The following is a 22314-nucleotide window of genomic DNA, read 5'->3' as shown; positions in this document are numbered from 1 at the left end:
GGGAGGCAATACAGATCGTCAGAGGGAGCGTGTGGTTGCAGCATTTGAAAAGCAGAAAACCACCGCTGAGATTGCCGAGATACTGAAAACGCTGTACCACGGCGGCAACGGCCTTGGCAGTGTGAGCGCATGGTATGCCGAGGATGGTATCCATCTTTCACATGGGAAGTCTGTCCGTTATGACAGGTCTGCCCAGGTCATTTCCTGGGAGAGCGCCGCAGAGCGTATCGGGGAGCTTTTGGAGAGCGGCCAGTTTGCCTCCAATGTGGAGCTTGCAGAAGTGGCAGGCTATGAACGCTCCCTCCTTGCAGAAAAGCTCTGGTATCTGTATCACGATCTTAGTGAGGGTGCCAGAGAAGCCGGATATTTGTCCTGCCTGTCAGAGATCAAAGGCAATGGTTTCCCGGAGGAGACTCGCCGCCTGACGGAGCAGCTGAGTGACCCGGCTTTCCGCCAGACACTCAAGGAAGAATATGCCGCCTTCTGGACTGCCTATCAGCAGGACCGTGACCTGTTGCGCTTTCACTACCACAGACCAAAGGAAATCTGGGAGAACCTGAAGGATCTTGACCTGCCACGCAGAACTTTTTCTTCGGACCTTTCCCAAGTGCCAACCGTCCAGCATTTCATTACCGAGGATGAGATCGACGCCGCCATGACCGGCGGCAGCAGTTTTGCCGGAGGAAAAGGCCGTATTTATGCGTTCTTCATGGAAAATCATACGGATAAGGAAAAAGTGAGATTCCTTAAAGACGAGTATGGCATTGGCGGACGCTCTCATGCCCTGTCCGGCGCAACACACAGCGGTGAAGATCACGATGGGAAAGGACTGCACTATAAAAAGCAGGACTGCCCGGATGTTCACTTGAACTGGGAAAAGGTTGCCAAGCGCATTACCTCTCTTGTTCAGAAAGGCCGCTATCTTACCGAACAGGAACAGGCACAGTATGACAAGATCCAGTCTGAACAGGAACTGGCCGAAGAAGATGCCATTCAAGCCCAGCAGCCGGAGATGGATGAAGAAACACCAAAGCCTACCCTTGGGGAGCAGTTTGAGCAGTATAAGCCTGTGGTGACTGCCGCCATTTCCGAGGATACCGCATATCGCAATGCCTGCGGTCATTCTGACCGTGAAAATGCTGTCATCGAGGGCAATGCTGCTGTGCGCCGTGCAGTCCTTGGTTCTAAGGATATGGAGCTGATCCGACTCTATTCGGATGTGCCGGAGTTCCGTCAGCGTTTACACCGGGAAGTGATCGACGAGACCTATCCAAAGCTCCATGAGCTTCTGCGCCCTCTTTCTCAGGAAGATATTGATACTGCTCTTTGTGCATGGAACGGCAATATCGAGAGTAAACACGCTGTTGTCCGCTATATGAAAGACCATGCAAGAGAAAAAGATACCGCCGCATGGCTGGCTCAGGAATACGGCGGCAGTAACAGCAACAGCCTGTTCGTTGTCCGTGCCGGCAGCCCGGAGGAAACGCAGCTGCCCTGGCCGAAGGTACAGCGCAGGCTTGCCCAGCTCATTCAGGAGGACCGGTTCTATACCGAAGAAGAACAGGACCGTTTTGACGACATCGACCCAATCGCCATCCGGGAAGCTCTGGAGGAAAGAGGGATCGTCAACGGCCAGGTGGCAGATCCGGAAAAACTGGACAAAGATCCGTTTATCCAACAGGTGATGTCGGATGTAGAGCAGATCGCAGCTGCTGAGACAGAGCAGACTTCCGAAGTTGCTATTTCCGATGAGGAATATGATGCAGTTCGCCGCCCAACTCCGCAAAGAACATCCTATGACCCCGCTGCCCCGGTCTATGCCGTGGGCGATACCGTGTATATCGAGGATGACGCCTATCAGATCACCGAGCTGCGGGAGGACACCGTACAGCTTCTGCCCACCGGGATGGTATATCCCATCTACCGGGCAGAGCGCAAAGAACAGTTCGAGCAGCTGCTTCGGGCAGACCGCCGCAATGCTTACTATACCGAGTTTCTTCCTACTGACCCGGACAAGGCAGATCAGGACTTGCGGGATGTATTGGCTCATGGACTGATGGATGAAGCGGATAAAAAGCAGATTTCCACGCTGCTGGAATCCGGCAGGAGCAACAGCGAGATCGCCTACTGGCTGAGCAGAGCCTATTCCGGTGAGATTGAGACACTGAATCTGGAGACCGGCGATATTGCCGATTACCGTACCACGGCACAGGGCATAGAACTGGAAGTCATGGATGCAGAGGAAAAGCGCCTGGCTATGCTGTATTTCCGCTGGGATGAGGTTGCGCCTTTGCTGCGCGGGATGTATGCCCGTCAGCAGGACGGTTTTGGACAGGAACAGCCCCAACCGGCTACCGAATCCCCGACCTTCCATTCCGAGACCATGGCCGTCTATCCGGGCGATAAGAACAATCTGCCTTATGATGTGGTGGTGGAACGACTGCATATCGAGGAGCCGGAGCCACCAGCCCCTGTGACTGAGCTGGAGAAAACCTTTGAGGAAGTGTTGGATGAACACCCGGTTTCCATTCAGGTCAATGGCCAGTGGCAGACCTTCCCCAATGCCAAAGCTGCCGAGGAAGCATCTTATGAGGAATACAAGGCCAACCTGCGCCGCAATGCACAGAACTTCCGTATTACCGATGAGCATTTGGGCGAAGGCGGTCCGAAAGCCAAGTTCCAGGCAAATGTCAATGCGATTCGTTTGCTGAAAGAGCTGGAAGCTGCCGGACAGCAGGCAAGCCCCGAACAGCAGGAGGTTCTTTCTCGATACGTGGGCTGGGGCGGTCTCTCTGATGCGTTTGACCCGGAGAAACCGGCATGGGCTTTAGAGTATGCCCAGCTAAAAGAACTGCTGACCCCGGAGGAATATGCCGCCGCCAGAAGCTCTACCCTCAATGCCCATTACACCAGCCCTACGGTTATTCAGGCAATCTATGAAGCGGTGGGGCGCATGGGCTTTGAGACCGGAAATATTTTGGAGCCATCTATGGGTGTGGGCAACTTCTTCGGTATGCTGCCGGAGGAAATGAGAAACAGCCGTCTATACGGTGTGGAGCTGGACCCGGTTTCCGGGCGCATCGCAAAGCAGCTCTATCCAAAGGCGGACATCACAGTAGGCGGCTTTGAGACCACTGACAGGCGGGACTTCTTTGACCTTGCCATCGGCAATGTGCCTTTCGGTCAGTATCAGGTCAATGACAAAGCCTACAACAAGCTGAATTTCAACATTCATAATTACTTTTTCGCCAAAGCATTGAATCAGGTGCGTCCCGGCGGTGTGGTAGCTTTTGTGAGCTCCCGCTATACCATGGATGCCAAGGATTCCACCGTGCGCCGCTATCTTGCCCAGCGTGCCGAGCTGCTGGGAGCGATCCGTCTGCCTAATGACGCGTTCAAAAAGAATGCCGGTGCCGAGGTTGTATCGGACATCATCTTTCTCCAAAAGCGAGACCGTCCGCTGGACATTGCACCAGAGTGGACGCAGACCGGACAAACGGAGGATGGGTTTGCCATCAACCGGTATTTTATCGACCACCCGGAAATGGTGCTGGGCAGACAGGAGCCGGTAAGCACTGCTCATGGTATGGATTACACCGTGAACCCTATCGAGGGACTGGAGCTTTCCGACCAGCTGCATGATGCTGTGAAGTACATTCATGGCACTTATCAGGAGGCAGAGCTGCCGGAGCTGGGCGAGGGCGAAGCCATTGACACCTCCATTCCTGCCGACCCCAATGTGAAGAACTATTCCTATGCCATTGTAGACGGGCAGGTGTACTACCGGGAAAACAGCCGCATGGTGCGCCCTGACCTCAACGCCACCGCCGAAGCCCGCGTGAAAGGTCTTGTGGGACTGCGTGATTGTGTGCAGGAACTGATCGACCTTCAGATGGATGCAGCGGTTCCAGACAGCACCATTACCCAAAAACAGGCGGAACTGAACCGGCTCTATGACAGCTTTTCTGCCAAATACGGTCTCATCAATGACCGTGCAAACCGCCTGGCCTATGCAGATGATTCTTCCTATTACCTGCTCTGTGCGCTGGAAGTTATTGACGAGGACGGAAAGCTGGAGCGCAAGGCGGATATGTTCACCAAACGGACCATCAAGCCCCATCAGGCAGTGGCTACTGTGGATACGGCAAGCGAAGCACTGGCGGTGTCCATCTCGGAAAAAGCCTGCGTAGATATGGACTATATGAGCCAGCTTACCGGAAAAACAAAAGAAGAACTGGCGGGAGAACTGCAAGGCGTGATCTTCCGTGTACCGGGACAGTTGGAGAAAGACGGCACACCCCATTATGTGACTGCTGATGAATACCTTTCCGGAAATGTACGCCGCAAACTGCGTCAGGCGCAGCGGGCGGCACAGCAGGACCCTTCTTTTGCAGTCAATGTGGAAGCTCTTACCGCCGCCCAGCCCAAAGACCTGGATGCGTCGGAAATTGAGGTGCGTCTGGGCGCTACCTGGATTGACAAGGAGTACATCCAGCAGTTTATGTACGAGACCTTCAACACCCCGTTTTATCTCCAGCGCAGCATTGAGGTCAACTATTCCTCCTTTACTGCTGAATGGCAGATCAAGGGGAAATCTTCTGTATCCTACAACGATGTGGCAGCTTATACCACCTACGGAACCAGCCGCGCCAACGCCTACAAGATTCTGGAGGATTCCTTAAACCTGCGGGATGTCCGTATCTATGACACCATAGAGGACGCAGACGGAAAAGAGCGCCGCGTACTAAACGCCAAGGAGACTACCCTGGCCGCTCAAAAACAGCAGGCTATCCGGGAAGCCTTTAGGGACTGGATCTGGAGAGACCCGGAGCGCCGCCAGACTTTGGTGAGCCAGTACAACGAGGAAATGAACTCTACCCGTCCCCGTGAATATGATGGCAGCCACATCACTTTTGGAGGGATGAACCCGGCCATTACCCTGCGGGAACACCAGAAAAGCGCCATTGCCCATGTGCTGTATGGAGGAAATACCCTGTTGGCACATGAAGTAGGCGCAGGCAAAACTTTTGAAATGGTAGCTGCTTCGATGGAAGCCAAACGCCTGGGACTGTGCCAGAAATCTCTCTTTGTGGTTCCAAACCATCTGACCGAGCAGTGGGCGTCGGAGTTTCTGCGTCTCTATCCTTCCGCCAATATCTTAGTCACCACCAAAAAGGACTTTGAGACCCATAACCGAAAGAAGTTCTGCGCCCGCATTGCGACCGGTGACTACGATGCCATCATCATGGGACACAGCCAGTTTGAGCGTATCCCCATCAGCCGGGAGCGTCAGGAACGGCTTCTCTATGAGCAGATCGACGAGATCACCGAGGGCATCGCAGAGGTGCAGGCCAGCGGCGGCGAGCGTTTTACCGTCAAGCAGCTGGAGCGTACCAGAAAGTCTCTGGAAGCCAGACTGGAAAAGCTGCAAGCCGAGGGGCGAAAAGACGATGTAGTAACCTTCGAGCAGCTGGGTGTGGACCGTTTGTTTGTGGACGAGGCCCACAACTATAAAAACCTGTTTCTATACACAAAAATGCGGAATGTGGCTGGTCTTTCCACATCGGACGCGCAGAAATCCTCCGATATGTTTGCCAAGTGCCGCTATATGGACGAGATTACCGGAAACCGTGGCGTTATCTTTGCAACCGGAACCCCGGTCAGCAACTCCATGACCGAGCTTTACACCATGCAGCGGTACCTTCAGTATGAACGCTTGCAAGAGCTGAACATGACCCACTTCGACTGCTGGGCTTCCCGATTTGGAGAGACCGTCACAGCTTTGGAGCTGGCACCGGAAGGCACCGGCTACCGGGCAAGAACGAGATTCAGCAAGTTCTTTAATCTGCCGGAGCTGATGAACCTGTTCAAAGAAGTGGCCGACATTAAGACTGCCGACCAGTTGAACCTGCCCACCCCGGAGGTGGAATACCACAACATCGTGGCGCAGCCCACCGAACATCAGCAGGAAATGGTCAAGGCTCTTTCGGAGCGCGCATCGCTGGTACACAGCGGAACCGTTGACCCGTCCCAGGACAATATGCTCAAAATCACCTCGGATGGCCGCAAGCTGGGACTGGACCAGAGGATCGTCAACCAGATGCTGCCGGATGAACCTGGCACAAAGGTCAATCAGTGCGTGGACAACATCATGCAGATCTGGCGGGACGGGGATGCAGACAAGCTGACCCAGTTGGTGTTCTGCGACATTTCCACGCCCCAGGCAGCTCCCTCCAAAAAGGTAGCCAAACAGCTGGACAATCCGCTGCTTCACGGGTTGGAAGAAGCAATCCCACTGGATGAACCGGAGCCTGCCTTTACCATCTATGAGGACATCCGCCAGAAGCTCATCGCCCGGGGGATGCCTGCCGAGCAGATCGCCTTTATCCACGAAGCCAACACAGAGGTACGGAAAAAGGAACTGTTCTCCAAGGTCCGCACCGGTCAGGTGCGTATCCTTTTGGGCAGCACCGCCAAGATGGGTGCAGGCACCAATGTGCAGGATCGCCTTGTAGCGCTGCATGATTTGGACTGCCCGTGGCGTCCGGGAGACCTTGCCCAGCGCAAGGGCCGTATCGAGCGCCAGGGCAACCAGAACCCTCTTGTCCATGTGTACCGCTATGTCACGGAGGGAACTTTTGATGCTTACCTCTGGCAGACGGTGGAAAACAAACAGAAATTCATCAGCCAGATTATGACCTCGAAATCGCCTGTGAGAAGCTGCGACGATGTGGATGAAACGGCGCTTTCCTTTGCCGAGATCAAGGCCCTGTGTGCCGGAGACCCCCGTATCAAGGAACGCATGGATTTGGATGTGGAGGTTGCCAAGCTGAAGCTGATGAAAGCCGACCACCAGAGCAAGCAGTACCGTCTGGAGGACCAGCTGCTCAAATACTTCCCGCAGGAAATCGAAACCAACAAGGGGTATATTCAGGGCTTTGAAGCCGATTTAGAAACACTGGCTGCCCACCCACACCCGGCAGATGGCTTTGCCGGTATGGAGATCCGGGGCGATGTGCTGACCGACAAAGAAAACGCCGGTGCAGCCCTACTGGATGCCTGTAAGGAGGTCAAAACCTCCGATCCGGTGCAGATCGGCAACTACCGGGGGTATGCCATGTCCGTGGAATTTTCCGCTTGGAAACAGGAGTATACGCTCCTGCTGAAAGGACAGATGACCCACCGGGCAACCCTTGGTACGGACCCTCGCGGAAATCTTACCCGTATCGACAATGCCCTCGCTCAGATGCCCCAGCGTCTGGAGTCGGCAAAGGCACAGCTGGATAACCTCTGTCAGCAGCAAGCTGCGGCAAAGGAGGAAGTCGGAAAGCCATTCCTTTATGAAGAAGAACTGAGATGCAAAAACGCCCGTCTGGTGGAGCTGGATACCCTGCTCAACATCGACGGAAAGGGACAGGCACACACCGAGTCTGTTGTTGCCAAAAGTACACGGCCTTCGGTGCTGGATAACCTAAAACGCCCGGTGCAACCCCGCAGTACAGACAAGAAACCAAAACAGCATGAGGAGGTGCGATAACATGAATACTAACGATCTGAATACAGCCCTTTATGAAAAGATGGCTGCCGAACAGGACAAGTTCCGGGACTGGCTGAAAAGACAGCCCCCGGAAGAAGTCTTAAACCATGCCTATGAGTACACCATCCGCGAGGACATCGTGATGGCAATGGAGGAACTGGAGTTGACCGACACCCAGGCTCAGGCACTTTTGGAATCTCCCTCTCCATTGACGGATGTGTACCGCTATTTTGAAAAGCTGGAGACCGGCTATATGGATGTGATCCGGGACAGCATTGAGAACCGTGCCGATGATGTGTGCAGAGCCAAAGAGGAACTGCTAACAACACCGGTCTATCCATATTCTGCTGCCTATGCGTCCGAGCATGGGGAAATGGCACAGTACAACCTCTCATATCAGGCGAACAGCGCCTGCAAAGAAGCCATTGAGCAGACCATCAGCGCCCACTATGCAGAGAATCGGCTGGATACGGAAGCTGCGGTCAAAGATGTGCTGGAAAAGTTCGGGACGGAACGGGTACAGTTTATTCTTGCCAACACCATCCAGCGCAAGAACTATGACGGGCGTATCTCTCAGGACAATAAAGCATGGGCAAAAAGCATTCCTACGCTGGAGGACAGCGGCGCTTCCCGCCACTGTGCCTATCTGGTGGTAGATCAGGTCAATCCCGGTTTGACCGACCTGTTCACCAGACAGTTCCGAAAAGTTGCTCAAGAACAGCAGAAAAGTTCTGTCCTGCAAAAGCTCAAACAGGAGCTGCCCGCCCATAAGTCTGCCGCCCCGAAAAAACGGGAGCCGGAGAGATAACCATGGCAAAGCGCAAGCGGGATGTTCCGGTTTTGTTTTGGGTGTCCGCAGAAGAACTGGAGCTGATCCATCAAAAGATGCAGCAATACGGGACAGAGAATTTGAGCGCTTATCTGCGGAAAATGGCACTGGATGGGTATGTGGTCAAACTGGATCTGCCGGAGCTGAAGGAGTTGGTTTCCCTGATGCGCCGAAGCAGCAACAACTTGAATCAGCTGACCCGCAAAGTACATGAGACCGGGCGGGTTTATAATGCTGACTTGGAGGATATATCCCAGCGGCAGGAACAACTGTGGGAGGGTGTGAAGGAAATCCTTACCCAACTCTCCAAACTTTCATAACAGGGATAGATACTCCATTTGCGGAGGGAGGAACGGCGTTTCTTCGCCGCGCCTTCCTCCGCTTTTTCTTTTTGCCCGTATCCTTGCCTTTTGGCTGTGAGACAGGGATAATGGAATCAGGAACAGGAACTGTGATTTTGGGAGGAGGCATAACAATGAGGGCATTGGTATTTTTGTTGAAACTGCTGTTGAAGATCGTGATGGTTCCGGTGATTCTGGCGATGACCCTGTTCGTTTGGATTTGTGTGGGGATTGTCTATGTCTCCGGTCTGGTGCTGGGGCTTATCAGCATGGTGATCGCCCTGCTGGGTGTGGCGGTTCTGCTGACCTGTTCCCTGCAAAACGGCATTATCCTGCTGGTGATGGCATTCCTTATTAGTCCCTATGGTCTGCCGATGGCTGCCATCTGGCTGCTGGGCAAGGTGCAGGACTTGAAGTTTGCCATTCAGGATTTGGTTTATGGATAAAATGCGCGGTCACAAAAATGCTAGGCAGTGTCTGTTAAATTGCTATATTTACTTCTGTGCTACATCCGTGTATAATAGTAGCACGAAAGGAAGTGATGGATGTGACCAAATCAGAACGGTTTGAGCAATTAGACAGACTTCTGACCGAGCATGATGGGATGCTGCAAACCGCACAGGTAATCGCCAGCGGAATTGTAAAACCCATTTTTTATGAATATGTCAAAGAGAAAAATCTTCAGCAGGTTGCTCACGGAATTTATGTCTCCGAGGACACCTGGATTGATGCGATGTTTCTGTTACATCTGCGATGTGGTCAGGCAGTATTTTCCCATGAATCAGCGCTATTTTTCCATGACTTGACAGACCGGGAACCATCTCCATACGCTATCACGGTGCGCAGAGGGTACAGCACCACTCGCTTAAAGGCAGAGGGCCTTTCTGTTTACACCATCAAACCAGAACTATATGAGGTAGGGCTGACAACTGGCCAAACACCTTTTGGGCATACGGTTCCTGTCTATGATATGGAGCGCACCATCTGCGATCTGCTCCGCAGCCGAAGCAGCATGGAAATACAGACTTTTCAAGGTGCGCTGAAGATGTATGCCAGAAGAAAGGACAAGGATCTGCGGACTTTGATGCGGTATGCCGGTATGTTCCGGGTTGAAAAAATTTTACGGCAGTATTTGGAGGTGCTTTTATGATAAAGACAGCAAGGCAGCTAAAAGATTTGATTCGCAATCTTTCCAGAGAAAAATCTGCGGATGCACAGCTTTTAATGCGAAACTATATGATGGAGCGTTTTCTGGAGCGTATTTCCCTTTCTGAATATCGTGATAAATTTATTCTGAAAGGCGGGATGCTGGTAGCGGCAATGGTTGGACTGGATGCCCGTTCCACGATGGACTTGGACGCTACTGTAAAAGGAGCCAATGTTAATGTAGAGGAGATCGAGAACCTGATTTCTGCTATTGTGAGTGTGCCGATTGATGATGGCGTCAAATTTCAGCTGAAAAGCATTTCAGAGATTATGGATGAAGCGGAGTATCCTGGGATTCGGGTCAGCATGACTACAACCTTTGACGGTGTGGTGACACCTTTGAAGATTGACATTTCCACAGGGGATGCCATTACCCCCAGGGAGGTACGCTACTCTTTCAAGCTGATGCTGGAAGATCGCTCCATTGACATTTGGGCATACAATCTGGAAACCGTTCTGGCTGAAAAGCTGGAAACAATCATCACCAGAACCACCACCAACACCCGCATGAGAGATTTCTATGACATTTATATTCTGGATCAGCTCCACGGGAACACATTGAACCGGCAGACGCTCTATGATGCACTGTTGGCAACTGCCAAAAAACGCGGAACCGAACGGCATCTTGCAGAAGCTGTGGATGTTTTGAATGAAGTGGAAAGCAGTCCTGTGATGCAGAAACTTTGGGAATCTTACCGCAGGAAGTTTTCCTATGCGGCAGATCTGGAGTGGAACATCATCATGAGGGCGGTTCGCAGTTTATATGCGCTCAGTGAAAAGGAATCGAGCCTATGAAGAAGCATGGACATTATTGTAAAGTCTGCGGAGAATATAAGGCTAACGAAAAATTTTCCGGCAAAGGTCATGCGGCGCACATCTGTAAATCCTGTGCTTCTTTATCGCCGGAGAAACAAGCGGAGCAAATGACGGTAAACCGCTTACTGAATCTCTCTTGGCGGTTATCAAAGGAGCAGATTTCCTGGCTGAAAAACCGAATGAAAGATAAGCGCCCGGAAATTCGTGCACTGGCAAAAGAACAATACGAGATGAGGTTTCCTCCGAAGCGGTTAGAGGACATCGAGGACGATTTTATAGAATAGCAAAAGCGGTCTGCACCATGCAGGCCGTTTCTTTTTTAGAAAGGAGGCCCTTCTATGGCAACCACACGCATCATGCCCCTGCATATCGGAAAGGGGCGCACTGAGAGCCGAGCAATCAGCGATATTATTGATTATGTGGCAAATCCGCAAAAGACTGACAACGGAAAACTAATTACCGGCTATGGCTGTGACAGCCGGACCGCCGATGCAGAGTTTCTGCTGGCGAAGCGGCAGTATATCGCCGCCACCGGGCGGGTGCGCGGGGCGGACGATGTGATCGCTTACCATGTGCGCCAGTCATTCAAACCCGGTGAAATCACGCCGGAAGAAGCCAACCGTCTGGGTGTAGAATTTTCCAAGCGTTTTACCAAAGGCAATCATGCCTTTGTGGTCTGCACTCACATAGACAAGTCGCACATTCATAATCACGTTATCTGGTCATCGGTCAGCTTAGAATATGACCGGAAATTCCGAAACTTTTGGGGCAGCACCAAGGCGGTTCGCAGGTTAAGTGATACCATCTGCATTGAAAACGGACTGTCCATTGTAGAGAATCCGAAACTTCACGGAAAAAGCTACAACAAGTGGCTGGGCGATCAGGCCAAGCCCTCCCACCGAGAGCTGCTTCGTGTGGCGATTGACAACGCATTATCACAAAGTCCTGCTGACTTTGAAGAACTGCTGAAGCTGCTGCAAGAGTATGGTTGTGAAGTTTCAAAGCGCGGAAAATCGTATCGACTGAAGCTCTCTGGTTGGGAGAAAGCCGCCCGCATGGATAGTCTGGGCGAAGGATATGGATTGGAAGATTTGCGGGTAGTTCTCTCCGGGAAGAAAGCACATACCCCGCGAAAGAAAACAGTCACACAGGCAGAGCCGCCAAAGGTCAATCTGCTGGTGGATATTCAGGCAAAATTACAGGCTGGAAAAGGTGCTGGCTATGCTCGATGGGCTAAAGTTTTTAATCTGAAACAAATGGCGCAGACCATGAATTACCTGTCAGAGAACAATCTGCTGGAGTATGTGGTTTTGGAAGAAAAGGCTGCGGCTGTCACGGCACATCACAACGAACTGTCGGCGCAGATCAAGGCGGCGGAGAAACGCATGGCGGAGATCGCTGTTCTGCGTACTCACATCGTAAATTATGCCAAGACCCGTGAGGTCTATGTGGCATACCGCAAGGCGGGCTACTCTAAGAAATTCCGGGAAGAACATGAGGAAGAAATTCTGCTCCACCAGGCTGCTAAGAATGCCTTTGATGAGATGGGTGTCAAGAAGCTGCCCAAGGTCAAAGAGTTGCAGACAGAGTACGTGAAATTGCTGGAAGAAAAGAAAAAGACCTATGCCGAGTATCGGCATTCCCGTGAGGAAATGCGAGAACTTTTAACGGCAAAAGCCAATGTGGATCGGGTCCTGAAAATGGAGGTAGAACAGGATGTTGAAAAAGAAAAAGACCACGGCCAGCGGTAAGCTGGTCCTGGTCAAAAGCGTTCGCAGAACGCGCAGCCACAGAATGAAATTCTGTGTTCAAAGGGGCTTGGGGGCGCTGCCCTCAACAAGCAAGCGGAGAGGAAAATCACAAAGGGATTTTCTTCTCTGCAGGCCTGTGTGTATTAACACAGGCATTGCTTGCCGGTATTATCCCTGAATCAGAATAATTTCGGAATAACCACCGTTCTAACTATCCCACATGATGGAGACTGCGGGTGTCACGGAAGAACTGAAAGCCTGTGACCCTATGCGTTGGGTGGGGCTGATGAACACGCTGAAAGCGCAGGCAGAGGAAATTATTCAAGATGAACTGATTTACAAATAGTTTTTAGGCACAAGAAAGGCCGGGACTTTGCTATCAAGTGGCAAATCCCGGCTTTACTCTTATATATTTCCCAAATTCTTTGACCGCCGGTATTCCAGTGGGGACAGACCAAATTGCTTTTTGAATACCGAAGCAAATTTGCTCTGGTTTATATATCCAACCTGCTCCGCTGCCTCTGCTACAGACAGCTTTGTGGTAGAAAGTAATTCTGCGGCTTTTTTCATACGGGTTTCACGCAGATACACGGAGATGTTCTGTCCAAAAACTCCCCGGAAATAGTTTTTCAGGCTGGTTTCACTGACGGAAAACTGTGCAGCCAGTTCCCACGCAGGATGGTGCTGGCGCAGATCAGAAGTGATGATTTTTTCCACACGCTTTGCAATATCTACCTGTGTTTCTGTGAAGAATGTGCAGGCTTGAGAAGGCGGTATTTCTTTCAGATTCTGGAGCAGCGAAAAAAGCGCCAGGGTATAGATTTTCATTTGCATAATGGAAAGCGGCACAGAGATATCCAACAAGGACCACAGTTTTTTTAGTATTTCTTCTATTTCGGGAGAAATGGCCGAGATATAAGTGCTTCCAGCCGGGCAGTAAAGCTCTCTGATTTTGTGGAAATCAATATCAAATTCCGTTTGTATCCAGGCACTTTGCTCTGCTGCGGCATCCATATCAATAAAAAACTCCATACCTTCATAAATTCGGCGGGGATAAACATATTGCTGTCTGGCAAAGCGTTCTGTCAGAGATATTTCACCGTCTTTCACATACACAAAGTTTCCGTTATTCAGAATGAGCTCACACCGCCCGGTTACGCAGTAATTTAAGAGCAGCGGGCCTGTTTCTATGGAGCCATTATCACGAAAGTCCGGAGCTGCCCATGTGGGTGAATTTATAAAAATATAGGCTAAGGTGAGTCCGGGAAACAATGGGAAAAAGGTCATAGAGCCTTTTCCATCTTTCTCTTTTAAGATGAGCTCGGCGCTATATTCACTGCGTTTTATGGATATACCGGGGACTTCAATGCTTTTCTTAATGATTTCATCTATCTTCATTTCATAACTCCTACTATTCGGTTTTTTGGCGGGCCTGCTTGAATTGGCAATTCTATTATAAAAGCAGGAACCCAGCCAGTCAACCTTAAAACTCGTTGCTGTTTGGAGCTAAAAAGACGATTGGTTGTAGAGAACTGTGTCGTACTATGGTATCTTATAAAGAGGTTAGTAAATGCTAACCAGCAAATGAATGGAGGTATTCGTTATGAATAACAAGTTACAAACAAAAGACCTGATTAACCTCGGTCTGTTCACGGTTCTTTACTTTGTCATCGGGTGCTGTGTTGCTATTCCCATTGGGTTTGTTCCGATCTTTCTTCCTGTCCTCGGAAGTCTGTGGTCGCTGATTACCGGCATCCCTTTCATGCTGTTCCTCACCAGGGTTAAGAAATTCGGCATGGTTACAATCATGGGCGTTTTGAGCGGCCTGCTGATGGGGCTTACCGGTATGGGTTTCTGGGGTGTGCCTATGGGGCTGATTTTCGGCTTGCTTGGAGACCTGATTTTGAAATCCGGCGATTATAAAAGTGCAAAGAAAAGTATTCTTGGTTATGCAGTATTCAGTCTGTGGATGGTCGGTACATACATCCCCATGTATTTTATGGTCGAGGACTCCTGGGCCAGCTTTGCCGCCAGTTTCGGTGAGGAATACGCCGATCGGGTAATGGCGGTCATGCCGATGTGGAGCATTATCCTTGTGGTTGCCGGGATTTTTGTCTTTGCCATTTTGGGCGGTCTGCTTGGAAAAGCACTCCTGAAAAAACACTTTGCGAAAGCGGGAATTGCATGATGGAGGGGGTATCCTTCTCTGCCACAACGGACAATCGCAGAGGGATTCGGCTTGATCCGCGCACGAAGTTGATTTTGCTGCTGACGGTTACTACATTGATGTTCAGCACCAGCAACGAAGGGATTATGAATTTTATAAAACCTGTGTTAAGCCTGATCCCCTTTGTGCTGATCCTGTCGGAACGCCGCTTCAAAACGGCAGGCAAGTATCTGTTTTTATATCTTGCCTGTTTTGTATTGGAACGCATAGCTCTGACGACATTAAGTGGTCTGTTGTCCTTTGTGGTTTTGGCAATTACATCCATTATGACGCGGTTTGCCCCAGGCATTATGACGGGGGCCTATCTGCTTTCTTCAACCTCAGTCAGTGAGTTTATCGGTTCTATGGAACGTATGCACCTGACAGAAAAAATTATAATTCCTATGTCTGTTATTTTTCGTTTCTTCCCCACAATCAGCGAAGAATACCAGGCAATCCGGGACGCAATGAAAATGAGAGGCATACGATTTGGTGGGAAAAACCCATTTTTAATGGTGGAATACCGTCTTGTACCGCTGATGGTGTCCGTTGTAAAAATTGGGGATGAACTTTCCGCCGCTGCACTGACGCGGGGGCTTGGCGCTCCGGTCAAACGGACCAACGTATGTCAGATTGGTTTTCATATTCAGGACATGATTGCTGTTCTGCTCTGTGCTTTATGTTTTGCGCTGTTTTTGATGGGACAGTATTTTGTTTTTTAAGGGGGTGAGCTTATGATAAAGATTGACCATATTTCATTTTCCTATGGAGAAGAAAATGAAAATACCGGGGGCGTCCGGGATATTGATCTAAATATAGAAGATGGTCAGTTTGTTGTCCTCTGCGGTGAAAGCGGGTGTGGAAAGACCACGATTACCCGCCTGATTAACGGGTTGATCCCTCATTATTATGAGGGACAGATGGCGGGAGAAGTATGGGTAAATGGGGAAAAGGTTTCCGAGCAGCCTCTTTACGATACAGCCGCAGTTGTAGGCAGTGTGTTTCAAAACCCCCGGTCCCAGTTTTTCAATGTGGATACAACCAGTGAAATTACATTTGGCTGCGAAAATCTTGGACAGCCAGAAAAAGACATCCGAGAACGGTTTGCAAAAACGGTTCGGGATTTCCGGCTGGAGAAGCTGATGGATCGTAATATCTTTCACTTATCCGGTGGAGAGAAACAAAAAATTGCCTGTGCCGGAGTATCCATTATGGAACCGGATGTTCTCGTTATGGACGAACCCTCGTCCAATTTGGATGCAGCGTCCATCCTTGATTTGAGAAAGATTCTTGCGTTCTGGAAGTCGCAGGGGAAAACAATTATTGTATCGGAACACCGGCTTTATTATCTCCGTGGTCTGGCGGATCGGTTTATTTACCTGGCAGAGGGGCAGGTGAGCCGTGATTATTCTGCGGCAGAATTTGAGCAGCTCACGGAGCAGCAGCGATCTAATATGGGACTGCGCACATTTGCTTTAGAGCGTCTCCTGCCTCCGGTTCTACCGCAGCAGGAAAAGACTGCCCTTGCGCTCCATAATTTCCGCTTTGCCTATAAAAATGAACCGGAAACCTTACATATCATGGATTGTGAAATTCCCACAAACCGAATTGTTGGGATTATTGGGAATAACGGTGCCGGTAAATCCACGTTCTCTCGCTGTTTCTGCGGCTTGGAGAAGCGCTGTGGGGAGATTGTCTGGAACGGAAGAAAATACCGTCCGAAAGACCGGCTGAGTACCTGCTATATGGTCATGCAGGAGGTAAATCATCAGCTTTTTACCGAGTCGGTTCTTGATGAAGTGCTGATTAGTATGGAGGAAGAAAACCAGGAGCGGGCAGAGGAAATCCTGAACCGGTTAGATTTGCTGGCTTTTAAGGACAGGCATCCCATGTCCCTTTCCGGCGGCCAAAAACAGCGGGTAGCGATTGCCTCGGCAATCGCTTCTAAACGCTCTATTTTATTTTTTGATGAACCGACCAGCGGCCTTGATTATAAACACATGAAAGAGGTTGCAAATGTCCTGCGACAAGTCAGGGACACGGGTATTACCGTGTATGTCATTACTCATGATCTTGAGTTGATATTAGACTGTTGTACGGATATTGTCCATTTTGAGAACGGTTCCATCATTGACCAATTCCAAATGGATGAGGCGGGTCTTGAAAAAATCAGAAACTATTTCATAAAGGGGGTATCTGTAAAATGAAGGAGGAAAAGAAGGAGTCACCCATAGGCATCTTATGGGGATGGGGCAAACCCTATCACTGGAAATTCATCGGCAGCATTGCCCTTGCGGTATTAGGCGTAGCCTGCCAGATGGTGCCTTATTTCTGTGTAGCTCATATTGTTACGCTGATGTTGTCCGGGGATCAGAATTTTTCGCACTATACAGCAGCTTGTGTTATTGCGCTTTGCGGTTATTTGGGAAAAGTCATATTCTCAAATCTTTCCACAACAATTTCTCACACAGCGACCTATTACACGCTGCGAGATCTCCGGGAGAATATTACCGAAAAACTGGCCCGCGTCCCGATGGGGACGATTTTAGATACTCCGTCCGGTCAGTATAAAACGACGATTGTTGACCGGGTAGAAGGGATGGAGCCAACCTTCGCGCACCTGATCCCGGAAATGACTGCAAATGTGCTGGTGCCTTTGGTAATTGTCGTGTATCTATTCGTCATGGACTGGCGCATGGCTCTCCTGTCCCTTGTCACGCTGGTGGTGGGCCTTGCTGTTATGTCTGCTGGCATGAAGAACTATCCCGTTAAGTGGGAGGGCGCGGTTAAAGCGGGAAAGCAGATGGCAAACGCCATTGTAGAGTACATTGGTGGGATTGAGGTAGTCAAAGCATTTAGTCAATCCGCCGGTTCCTACAAAAAATATTCTGACGCAGTAAACTACAATGCCAACTACTATGTGGACTGGATGAGAGAAAACCAGAAAACCATGAGCGCCTACAACGCCATTTTGCCCTCGGTGTTGATCTGTGTGCTACCCTGCGGCTTCGCGTTCTGGCTCTCCGGTAGCCTGGAACTTTCCACTTTCCTGTCTATCGTAATTTTCTCGCTGGGCCTTGTTGGGCCGATTATCGCGGCCTTTACCTTTACGGACGATTTGGCCGTATTGGGGACAAATGTGGAAGAAATCAGCCAGCTTTTGAACGCTGAAGAACTGAACCATAAGGATGCGCCGGTCAAGCTGGCAGACACCGGCATTTCTCTTAGGTCTGTGTCTTTTTCCTATGACGGGACAACAGAGGTTTTGCATGATGTGAATCTCGCCATCCACCCCGGAACCATGACCGCCCTTGTAGGGCCGTCCGGCTCCGGCAAGTCTACGGTGGCGAAGCTGATTGCCGGGTATTGGGATGTTACATCCGGCAGCATTACCCTCGGCGGCCATGAGCTGAAGGATATGCCGCTGTCTGAAATTGCAGACCAGATTTCCTATGTATCTCAGGACAACTACCTGTTTAACCGCAGTATCCGGGAGAATATCCGCATGGGAAGCCCCAGTGCCACGGACGCAGAGGTGGAGCAGGCAGCCAAACAAAGCGGCTGCGACGCCTTTATCCGCAAGCTGGATAATGGCTATGATACGGTTGTCGGCAGCGCCGGTTCCCATCTTTCCGGCGGTGAACGCCAGCGGATTGCCATCGCCCGCGCCATGCTGAAAAATGCGCCGGTTGTCATTTTGGACGAGGCAACTGCCTATATCGACCCAGAGAATGAGGCGCTGGTGCAGAAAGCCATTTCCACTTTAACTGTCGGCAAGACCCTGATTGTGATCGCACACCGGCTGTCTACCATTGTTGGCGCAGATAACATCGTTGTGGTGAAGGATGGAACCATCCACGCACAGGGTACGCATGAGAAACTGTTGGAAACCTGCCCCCTCTACCGGGATATGTGGCAGGCGCATATCGGCGCGAAAGACCAGATGTAAGGGGGTGTTGTCAGATGTATGGAACATTGAAAAAAATCTTTGCTTTTGCAGGCAGCAAAAAAGGGCTTTTGAAAAAATCCCTGTTGTTTGCGTTTCTGTCCGGGCTGTTTTCAGCCATGCAGTTTGCCGCCCTCTTTGTAGTGATCGGTGCGCTGGTATCTGACAACCGGGACGGAAGCATTGTCTGGATTTCGTTGGGAATTATGGCGGTATCCCTCATCGGGCGTATCATCACGACCTACTTTTCCACGATGGAGCAAACGGAAACTGGCTATTGCATGGTAGCGGAAAAGCGTATCCACATTGGAGATCGGCTGCGCTATATCCCGATGGGCTACTTCAACAAGAATAGTATCGGGAACATTACCGCCATTGTCACAACAACTTTGGGCGATGTAGAGAACTCAGCAGCCCGTGTCCTGGTGTCAGTGCTGGGCGGTTTTTTCAACTCGGTTGCCCTCGTCATCGTCCTGTTGGTATTTGACTGGCGGATCGGTCTTGTGGCCGCTGCCGGTGTCCTGATTTACCTTGCGGCGGCGGAACTGGCGCTTCGCAAATCTGCCGCGCTCAGCGGGGTACGCCAGCACACACAGGAGTCCCTTGTGGAGTCTGTGTTGGAGTACATTCAGGGGATGGGGATTGTCAAAGCATTTGGACTGGAACGGGACAGCACGCAGTCTATCGGCAGTGCAATTAAGGCGAGCTGCCGGGACAACCTGAAACTGACAAAGGCCAGTGTTCCCTATGACGCCATCAAACAGGCCGTTGTCCGGGTGTTTAGCGTCCTGTTGCTTTTGGCCTCGGTCTGGTTCTGGCTGGACGGCTCCCTGTCGCTGGCCTACGGCTTGATTTTGGTGATTGCTTCTTTCATGGTGTTCAACGATTTGGAGAACGCCGGGAATATGGCCTCTTTGCTGCAAATGCTGGCGGCCTCGATGGATACGGCAAACTCCATTGATGACACGCCAGTGATGGACGAGAAAGGCGCTGACATTACGCCGAAGTCCAGCGAGATCGTGTTTGACAAGGTGGATTTTTCCTACGCAGACCGCAAGATATTAGATCAGGTCAGCTTTACCATTCCCGAAAAAACGACTACGGCCATTGTCGGCCCTTCCGGGGCAGGAAAGACAACGATGTGCAATCTGATTGCCCGTTTTTGGGATGTGAATGCCGGGAAGATTACCATAGGCGGTACGGATGTACGGGATTTTAAGCTGGACAGCCTGATGAAGAATATCTCGATGGTGTTCCAGAGCGTATACCTCTTTGCAGATACGATTGAGAACAATATCAAGTTTGGCTGCCCGGATGCTACCCATGAACAAGTGGTTGAAGCGGCGAAAAAGGCTTGCTGCCATAACTTTATTTCTGCCCTGCCGGATGGCTATGACACCGTGATTGGCGAGGGAGGCGGTAGTTTGTCCGGCGGCGAGAAACAGCGGATTTCCATCGCCCGCGCTATGCTGAAGGACGCACCTATCATCATTTTGGACGAGGCAACAAGCAGCGTTGACCCGGAGAATGAGGATGAATTGCAGCGGGCTATCGAGGCATTGACCCATGACAAGACCATCATCATGATTGCCCACCGTCTGAAAACCGTCCGCAACGCCGATCAGATCCTTGTACTGGACAACGCTCATATCGTCCAGCGCGGCACTCATGCGGAGCTGATCCAGCAAAAGGGCCTGTATGCCGATTTTGTATCGGCCAGACAGGAGGCCATCGGCTGGAAGCTGGCTCAGTAAAGGAGGTTCAGATGAAACTTCATGCGTCCGGGGAGGACTACCTGGAAACCATCCTTGTTCTCCAAAAGAAACGCGGTATGGTGCGCTCCGTAGATGTGGCCCGGCACATGGAGGTATCAAAGCCCAGCGTGTGCCATGCAGTGGCTACCTTGCGGGACGGCGGCTTTCTTATGATGGACGAAGATCACTTTCTCCATCTGACCGATGTGGGCCGCGAGGTAGCCGAAAAAATCTACGAGCGTCACTGCTTCTTTACCGAGCAGCTTATCACCGCAGGCGTTGACCCCAAAACTGCGGAGGCCGATGCCTGTCGTATTGAACACATCATCAGCGATGAGAGTTTTGACCGGCTGAAAGAGGTAGCCGAACAAGAGCAAAACTAAAACCGAATAATCCAAGCGATCCTGCCCCGCAAGACGGGGAAAGAAAAAAACCGTTGCAGGGCAGGCAGCTTTGTGCGCCCAAAATGGATTTTCCGGGTACTGCGGCGGTTTTGAGTAACATCAAGGCCGCCGTTCCTTATGCCCTCGACAAAGGAGTGACGACTACACGCTGACACGGCGGCTTTAGGAGGGAGCCGCCGTGAAGCAAAGACCGCTTCGACATAATTCGGCAGGAATTTACCTGTCAAAAAAAGCCTGACCGTCAATCGGCCCCCGTCTGCTTATGAACAGGCACTATCGTGGCTGGTCCATAAGCGTCATAAGTCCTCTTTTAGCAGCGCCAGCCGCCGTTCTTCGGATGCTGGCGCTTTTGTTTGTCGTTTTTTCGGGAATTTCCCCGAAAGATGTCGCTCACCGCCTTCATTTTGGTTCACCCGTCAACCCGTGAATCGAAATGGAGGTACATAATGCAGAAGATCAATCTTCGGGAACTGTATCCCGATGTGTATAAAACCAATGTCTTTGTAGACGTGGCCGAGGAAGTCGTGGCCGCGATCCGGGGCCAGGAGCAGGACGATGCCGCCTATGAACGCCGGAAGTTCCGACACAAGGCTCACTACTCTCTGAACCGGGAGGATGGCATTGAAAACGATGCCCTCAACCGGCCACTCACCCCGGAGGAAGTCCTGGAGCAGAAGCTGCTGCGGGAGGAAGTGTATGCCGCGCTGATGCAGCTGACCGCCATCCAGGCCCGGCGTATCTACGCCCGGTTTTACTTGGGCATGACGGTGGCCGAGATCGCCCGGATCGAGGGTGCTGACCGCCGCCGCGTGTGGGAGAGCATCCGGCGCGGACTGAAGAAGCTGGCGCGGTTGCTGGATACGGCCCAATAACCTGATCGCCGCATAGCGGCAAAAAGAGAGCCGGTGGGGGTTTTTATTCCTCCACCGGCTTACTTATTCTCTAAATGTTCATCTGGGTCAACCCCAGCCGTCTGCACCATCTCTTTTAGCTCATCAGTCAACGCGCGGGTCGAGTTTAACAGCACTTTTCTGGCAGCCGGAGGGCACGAAAGGTAAAGCTGCCGCATATCGTTGGCGGCTTGCTCATCTTCAGGCAGATCGAGATTCATCAGGGAATCTAAAGATAAATTCAAGACTTTGCAAAAAGCGCGCAGAACCTCAAAAGAAGGATTCTTCACCCCTCTTTCGCAGCCTTGAACGTGCTTTAGAGAAACGTGGCTCAGATCTGCGAGTTCCTGCTGCGTCAATCCTTTTTCCTTACGCGCTTTTTGTATCCTTCGTCCCAGCTCTTTTATCAGTTCCATAGGCACTATCGTCTCCTTAATTATATTTTATCGTGCCCATTTCCTTCCAGGAAGAACCTCATAAAAGGCGTTTTTGAGTACGATAGTACCTATTTTATTGTGCTTGTAAGGAGCTTGCGCTGTCCGCAGCTTCTATGAAGGGACAAGGCAAAATATTTTTTTCAAATAAATCGCAGTACAGACAGGACAAATCGCCTGTTTTTGTCATGGCTGTCAAG

At 51.0% G+C, this 22314-nt stretch carries 17 protein-coding genes and 1 pseudogene; 16 read left to right on the top strand and 2 right to left on the bottom strand.

The annotated features are described in order from the left end of the window. Positions 1 to 31 precede the first annotated feature (31 nt). The 9 genes and pseudogenes from ACI6NM_RS04935 to ACI6NM_RS04895 all read left to right on the top strand — a co-directional run. Positions 32 to 7537, top strand: coding sequence for an SNF2-related protein (locus ACI6NM_RS04935; protein ID WP_438501058.1), 7506 nt, complete (start codon positions 32 to 34; stop codon positions 7535 to 7537). 1 nt (position 7538) lies between these two features. Further along, positions 7539 to 8345, top strand: coding sequence for a DUF3848 domain-containing protein (locus ACI6NM_RS04930; RefSeq protein WP_438501057.1), 807 nt, complete (start codon positions 7539 to 7541; stop codon positions 8343 to 8345). A 2-nt stretch (positions 8346 to 8347) separates the two neighbouring features. Beyond that, on the top strand, positions 8348 to 8686 hold the full coding sequence (locus ACI6NM_RS04925) for a plasmid mobilization protein (protein ID WP_270418260.1): 339 nt from the start codon (positions 8348 to 8350) through the stop codon (positions 8684 to 8686). 155 nt (positions 8687 to 8841) lie between these two features. Further along, a complete protein-coding gene (locus ACI6NM_RS04920) occupies positions 8842 to 9153 on the top strand; it encodes a CD1845 family protein (protein ID WP_438501056.1) in 312 nt (103 codons plus the stop codon). A gap of 158 nt (positions 9154 to 9311) precedes the next feature. Beyond that, on the top strand, positions 9312 to 9857 hold the full coding sequence (locus ACI6NM_RS04915; protein ID WP_227097388.1) for a type IV toxin-antitoxin system AbiEi family antitoxin domain-containing protein: 546 nt from the start codon (positions 9312 to 9314) through the stop codon (positions 9855 to 9857). Continuing rightward, entirely contained in the window at positions 9854 to 10708 is an 855-nt protein-coding gene (locus ACI6NM_RS04910; protein WP_118695775.1) for a nucleotidyl transferase AbiEii/AbiGii toxin family protein, read from the top strand. The genes ACI6NM_RS04915 and ACI6NM_RS04910 overlap by 4 nt, the downstream gene beginning before the upstream one ends. Continuing rightward, positions 10705 to 11013, top strand: a complete 309-nt coding sequence (locus ACI6NM_RS04905) for a hypothetical protein (RefSeq protein WP_438501055.1) — start codon at positions 10705 to 10707, stop codon at positions 11011 to 11013. The genes ACI6NM_RS04910 and ACI6NM_RS04905 overlap by 4 nt, the downstream gene beginning before the upstream one ends. Positions 11014 to 11067: 54 nt before the next feature. Further along, positions 11068 to 12480: a relaxase/mobilization nuclease domain-containing protein gene (locus ACI6NM_RS04900; protein WP_438501054.1), complete on the top strand. Its 1413-nt coding sequence runs from the start codon at positions 11068 to 11070 to the stop codon at positions 12478 to 12480. 211 nt (positions 12481 to 12691) lie between these two features. After that, positions 12692 to 12826, top strand: a pseudogene (locus ACI6NM_RS04895) (TnpV protein); the annotation flags it as partial. Between the two features lie 59 nt (positions 12827 to 12885). Here ACI6NM_RS04895 and ACI6NM_RS04890 read toward each other — a convergent pair. Next, positions 12886 to 13878 carry an AraC family transcriptional regulator gene (locus ACI6NM_RS04890; protein WP_004797305.1) on the bottom strand — a complete coding sequence of 331 codons (993 nt, stop codon included), beginning with the start codon at positions 13876 to 13878 and terminating at the stop codon, positions 12886 to 12888. Between the two features lie 205 nt (positions 13879 to 14083). Here ACI6NM_RS04890 and ACI6NM_RS04885 point away from each other — a divergent pair, with 205 nt between their 5' ends. The 7 genes from ACI6NM_RS04885 to ACI6NM_RS04855 all read left to right on the top strand — a co-directional run bounded on the left by ACI6NM_RS04885 (position 14084) and on the right by ACI6NM_RS04855 (position 21662). Next, positions 14084 to 14668, top strand: a complete 585-nt coding sequence (locus tag ACI6NM_RS04885; RefSeq protein ID WP_040462692.1) for an MptD family putative ECF transporter S component — start codon at positions 14084 to 14086, stop codon at positions 14666 to 14668. Beyond that, on the top strand, positions 14665 to 15408 hold the full coding sequence (locus tag ACI6NM_RS04880; protein WP_004797307.1) for an energy-coupling factor transporter transmembrane component T: 744 nt from the start codon (positions 14665 to 14667) through the stop codon (positions 15406 to 15408). The genes ACI6NM_RS04885 and ACI6NM_RS04880 overlap by 4 nt, the downstream gene beginning before the upstream one ends. A gap of 12 nt (positions 15409 to 15420) precedes the next feature. Next, the gene (locus ACI6NM_RS04875) at positions 15421 to 16893 is read left to right on the top strand and encodes an ABC transporter ATP-binding protein (RefSeq protein ID WP_004797308.1); all 1473 of its coding nucleotides are present in this window, start codon (positions 15421 to 15423) and stop codon (positions 16891 to 16893) included. After that, positions 16890 to 18635, top strand: coding sequence for an ABC transporter ATP-binding protein (locus ACI6NM_RS04870; RefSeq protein ID WP_004797309.1), 1746 nt, complete (start codon positions 16890 to 16892; stop codon positions 18633 to 18635). Before ACI6NM_RS04875 ends, ACI6NM_RS04870 begins: the two co-directional genes overlap by 4 nt. Positions 18636 to 18649: 14 nt before the next feature. Continuing rightward, on the top strand, positions 18650 to 20386 hold the full coding sequence (locus tag ACI6NM_RS04865; RefSeq protein WP_004797310.1) for an ABC transporter ATP-binding protein: 1737 nt from the start codon (positions 18650 to 18652) through the stop codon (positions 20384 to 20386). 11 nt (positions 20387 to 20397) lie between these two features. Next, on the top strand, positions 20398 to 20769 hold the full coding sequence (locus ACI6NM_RS04860) for a metal-dependent transcriptional regulator (protein WP_117698128.1): 372 nt from the start codon (positions 20398 to 20400) through the stop codon (positions 20767 to 20769). Positions 20770 to 21236: 467 nt separating this feature from the next. Next, positions 21237 to 21662 (top strand): RNA polymerase sigma factor, encoded by a 426-nt coding sequence (locus ACI6NM_RS04855; protein ID WP_004797312.1) that lies wholly within the window; start codon positions 21237 to 21239, stop codon positions 21660 to 21662. A 59-nt stretch (positions 21663 to 21721) separates the two neighbouring features. Here the strand turns inward: ACI6NM_RS04855 and ACI6NM_RS04850 are convergent, their stop codons facing one another. Next, positions 21722 to 22096 carry a helix-turn-helix domain-containing protein gene (locus ACI6NM_RS04850; protein WP_004797313.1) on the bottom strand — a complete coding sequence of 125 codons (375 nt, stop codon included), beginning with the start codon at positions 22094 to 22096 and terminating at the stop codon, positions 21722 to 21724. Between the last annotated feature and the right edge of the window lie 218 nt (positions 22097 to 22314).

This window comes from Pilosibacter sp. YYHA0881 (assembly GCF_051602715.1).
Lineage (GTDB): Bacteria > Bacillota > Clostridia > Lachnospirales > Lachnospiraceae > Alitiscatomonas > Alitiscatomonas aceti.
The sequence above is the reverse complement of the archived record's forward strand: the minus strand, read 5'-3'. Positions and strand labels throughout refer to the sequence as shown.

Bases quoted from the DNA above. Each gene is read 5' to 3' on its own strand.
- ACI6NM_RS04930 (WP_438501057.1), top strand. From the start codon at position 7,539: ATGAATACTAACGATCTGAATACAGCCCTTTATGAAAAGATGGCTGCC.
- ACI6NM_RS04925 (WP_270418260.1), top strand. From the start codon at position 8,348: ATGGCAAAGCGCAAGCGGGATGTTCCGGTTTTGTTTTGGGTGTCCGCA.
- ACI6NM_RS04920 (WP_438501056.1), top strand. From the start codon at position 8,842: ATGAGGGCATTGGTATTTTTGTTGAAACTGCTGTTGAAGATCGTGATG.
- ACI6NM_RS04915 (WP_227097388.1), top strand. From the start codon at position 9,312: ATGCTGCAAACCGCACAGGTAATCGCCAGCGGAATTGTAAAACCCATT.
- ACI6NM_RS04910 (WP_118695775.1), top strand. From the start codon at position 9,854: ATGATAAAGACAGCAAGGCAGCTAAAAGATTTGATTCGCAATCTTTCC.
- ACI6NM_RS04905 (WP_438501055.1), top strand. From the start codon at position 10,705: ATGAAGAAGCATGGACATTATTGTAAAGTCTGCGGAGAATATAAGGCT.
- ACI6NM_RS04900 (WP_438501054.1), top strand. From the start codon at position 11,068: ATGGCAACCACACGCATCATGCCCCTGCATATCGGAAAGGGGCGCACT.
- ACI6NM_RS04890 (WP_004797305.1), bottom strand. From the start codon at position 13,878: ATGAAGATAGATGAAATCATTAAGAAAAGCATTGAAGTCCCCGGTATA.
- ACI6NM_RS04885 (WP_040462692.1), top strand. From the start codon at position 14,084: ATGAATAACAAGTTACAAACAAAAGACCTGATTAACCTCGGTCTGTTC.
- ACI6NM_RS04880 (WP_004797307.1), top strand. From the start codon at position 14,665: ATGATGGAGGGGGTATCCTTCTCTGCCACAACGGACAATCGCAGAGGG.
- ACI6NM_RS04875 (WP_004797308.1), top strand. From the start codon at position 15,421: ATGATAAAGATTGACCATATTTCATTTTCCTATGGAGAAGAAAATGAA.
- ACI6NM_RS04870 (WP_004797309.1), top strand. From the start codon at position 16,890: ATGAAGGAGGAAAAGAAGGAGTCACCCATAGGCATCTTATGGGGATGG.
- ACI6NM_RS04865 (WP_004797310.1), top strand. From the start codon at position 18,650: ATGTATGGAACATTGAAAAAAATCTTTGCTTTTGCAGGCAGCAAAAAA.
- ACI6NM_RS04860 (WP_117698128.1), top strand. From the start codon at position 20,398: ATGAAACTTCATGCGTCCGGGGAGGACTACCTGGAAACCATCCTTGTT.
- ACI6NM_RS04855 (WP_004797312.1), top strand. From the start codon at position 21,237: ATGCAGAAGATCAATCTTCGGGAACTGTATCCCGATGTGTATAAAACC.
- ACI6NM_RS04850 (WP_004797313.1), bottom strand. From the start codon at position 22,096: ATGGAACTGATAAAAGAGCTGGGACGAAGGATACAAAAAGCGCGTAAG.